This window comes from uncultured Campylobacter sp. (genome assembly GCF_938017705.1).
Lineage (GTDB): Bacteria > Campylobacterota > Campylobacteria > Campylobacterales > Campylobacteraceae > Campylobacter_B.
The window spans coordinates 1-3,286 of record NZ_CALIIS010000206.1 but is presented as its reverse complement, the minus strand read 5'-3'; the positions used below and the strand labels follow the sequence as shown (position 1 = coordinate 3,286).

Sequence of the window (3,286 nt, the reverse complement as noted above, 5' to 3'; positions counted from 1 at the left end):
TATACACTCTATAAATTTCTCTACTTCAGGCTTAAAGTAATCTCTCCAGCCGCCGTATTCTTTTCCGTGGGCTTTATCATATACTATCGACGCTACTTTACCGCCTATTTGTAGCGAGTATCGCTTGCCATCGTCTAACAGCGTATATACGGGCATGAATTTTAAGCTATCCTCTTTCTCTCTTATTTCGAGCGGGATGTTTACTATCGGCATCGGAAAACTATTAAAAGTTCCTAAATCGTTTTGAAAATTTTGATACAAAATTCCAAAAACTGCGTCGGTCGGAATATTTGAATCAAATTTTATGTTTATTGCCGACAATAATAATGGAATAGGACTAAGTTTTTTTGGAACATTCATATATTTTTCTCTTTTTAGCAGGAAATTGCGTAATTATAATATTTTTTTATTGAAGCAAACCTTTAAATTATGATTTTTAAAAATTATACTATATTGTTTTAAAAAATTCTTAAAATTTGAGATCGTCGTTTGCATTTCCCCTCTCCTTCTCTCTCTTTGATATAGCGCCCAAGGAGGAGAGAGGACCCCTTGAGCGCGGTAATTATATGGCGGCGCGTCCTAAATTTTATAAACTCGCCGTAGCAGGCTATTTCTGCGAAAACTTCCCGGTCTGCGGACGGGAGATTAGCGCGGGATCGAATTTCTTAGGCGCGAATTTGCGCTGCTTTTTCTCGTCGCGTAGCCGCTTGAGGCTCTGCACGTCAAACTCGAAGCCCTCGGCGTCCGCTACCTCTTTGAAAATTTCAAGCTTCCGATCGATCTGCTTCTGCTTTTCGGCTTTCTCCGAAGCGCTCATCTTTTCGAGTTTTTCATTGTGCTTGATCGCCTTTTCGACCTTATCGGCGTCCTTGCTATCGGGCACCTTGACGTATTCGAGCTCCTCGCGCTGCTTGCGTAGCTTGCCGAGTTCGGCGTTGAGTTCCTTTTGCTGATTGAAGCGGCGCGCGCCCACGCCTCGCTTCAGGATGCCCGCGTATCCCAGCTCGTCCTTGTTGTAGTCTTTCGGCGCGAAATCTTTATCGCCCGTGATGTCTGAAAGAGCCTGCTCGCCGAGCTGCTGCCCGTATCTGCCGATCGTAAGCGTCGGGAGATAGTTTTTCGCGGCTTCCTTGACGCTTTTGGCGACTTTCACAGCCTTTGGATCGTCCTCGGAGGTGATGTTGTAGCCCAGTGTCGATTTGCCGCTTGCGATATTGACTAGCCCGCCCACGAAGCCCCAGCCGCCCTCAAAAACGTCGTCGAAGCGAAAGCCGGGCGCGGCGCGTCCTGCGTTGAAATATGTATCGCTATCCCCTATCCTCGCCCACGCTTTGAGTCCGAAAACGTTCGGGAATTTCGAGCTTTGCGCCCATTTTGGCTTGGTTAGATTTTCCTTTTCGGTATCTGCAATAATCGAGCTTAGCGATAGCCCCGCGGCGTCTGCGGCGATAAAAGAGGCCTGCATCATCGCAAAACGATGCGGGTTTTTGAGGATCGCTTTGATCACCATCGGCGTCGATTTGACGGAGTAGTGCAAAAACGGCATCAATCCCCACTTGTCGCTCTTGCGTAAAAAGCTGTTGAAATGGGTGCTATAATCGACGTAGTGATACTGCGCATCGCTCATCGCCGCAGCAAGCTCTTTTTCGCTGAATTTACTTAGATCGCCCGCGGCGTATCCTCGCTTTGCGGCGATCGCATCGAGATTTTTCTTAAAGCGCGCGATCTTAAAAATTTCATCCTCCCAAGCGTAGGCTTTTCTAGCCGCCCTACCAAGCGCCGAGCCCTCGCTCATGTAGATATTTTTGCCCGCGGTGCTTAGAAAATCCATAGCCTTGCCGACTATGCCGAAAGCCTCGGCGTCGTTTTTCGGCTTCAAGCCTTTGATCGCGCCCTCCAGATCGTCCATAGCGCTATCCAGCCCCAAGCGGCGCGCGAGCTTCCAATACTCTTGCCGCTGCTGCCGTCTTAAAAGCGCCCAGCTCGCAAGAGCCTTTTCGTCCCCGTGCAAAAACGCCAGCACGGCATTGCTCGCGACGTTGTAAATGTGCGTAAACGGGTTTTTGACCGTCACGTTCACCTTGATATGATCGATCAGAGGCTGCCAGTATTTCTCAAGCGCGCCGAGCTGTCCGCCCAGAGCCTGCGTGCTTTTCAGAGCTTCCGCCACCTCTTTTGGGACGTATTTGCCCCCAAGCGCGCCGAATTTCTTTATGCCGCCTCCGACGGTTTCGTCGCTGATCCGCACGTATTGCCCCTGCCTTGCGCCGGCGGGGATCTCATCGAGCCCGAAGCGGTTTGCGATACCCTCAAGCGCGCGGGCTTTGAGAAGCTGGGTGCGCTGCTTTGCGAGGGTGTTTGCGACTACGAAACTGATGTCCGTGCGAAGCCCCAGAGCTCTTCTTTGCGCCTCGCTCAGGTCTTTGCGAGCGTAAAATTTGCCTAGCGTCCTGCTTATTTTGCCGCGCTCGTTTTGCATATACTCGTCGTAGTAGTGTCCGATGTAGTCGGTTAGCTTGTTCTCCTGCTTGAGGGCGCCCGCTTTGATGAGCTCGTTTGCGTTGTTATCGATCGCGTCGCGTAGCTTTTGATAGGTTGCTTGCAGCTCCTCGGGGAGATCAGCTTTAGCTATCTTGCCGTCGAGGGCATTAAACAGCTGCTCGCTCTGCGCGGCATCAAATTTATCAAGATACCTCGCCGCAGTGCGAGCCTGCGCATTAATCGCCGCGCTCTCGCGAAAAAAACTCTCGATCGCGCCGTCTATCTGCCGCTTTGCCGCGTTTCGCAGATCGAGGACGCTCATCCCCTTTTTCACCAAAGCGGGGGTGTTTTCGCCCTCGAAGATACGATCTACCGCGTTTTCATACTTGTTGATCCCCTTGCGCCAAAGGGTATCGACAAACTGCGCCCACTTGCCGTCCGCGCCGCCGTATGATCCCAAAAGCGCGTCCGTTTTGCCTAGCAGATCGTTCATCGTAGGCATATCGGGATTGAAAGGATCTGCCTGCCGTGCCGCGCGGTCGTATTCGGCCTGCAATTTCTCCTGCTTTGCTTTGCTTTCTTGGGCGATTTTGGCTTTGAAAGCCCTCTTGTCGGCTCTTTTTAAAATTTCCTCCGCCTTGATGGGATCGGGCTCGTTCAGAAATTTAGCCTTGGTCTCAAAGCTATAATTTTTCAGCGCCTCATCGCCGCCAAAGAGGCGATCGAACATCGTTTCATTTGCGCGAATGCTCTCGTCGATATGAGCCTTAGAATACGCGTTGATGCGCGCTCTGCCGCCCTCGTC

At 51.1% G+C, this 3,286-nt stretch carries 2 protein-coding genes; both read right to left on the bottom strand.

Annotated features, from left to right (window positions below):
* Nucleotides 1–360 (bottom strand): TIGR04255 family protein (locus tag Q0605_RS09350; RefSeq protein ID WP_298706453.1); only part of this gene is annotated, 360 nt, incomplete at its 3' end.
* A gap of 247 nt (nucleotides 361–607) precedes the next feature.
* The coding region (locus Q0605_RS09345) for a hypothetical protein (RefSeq protein WP_298706451.1) at nucleotides 608–3,286 on the bottom strand (2,679 nt) is incomplete at its 5' end.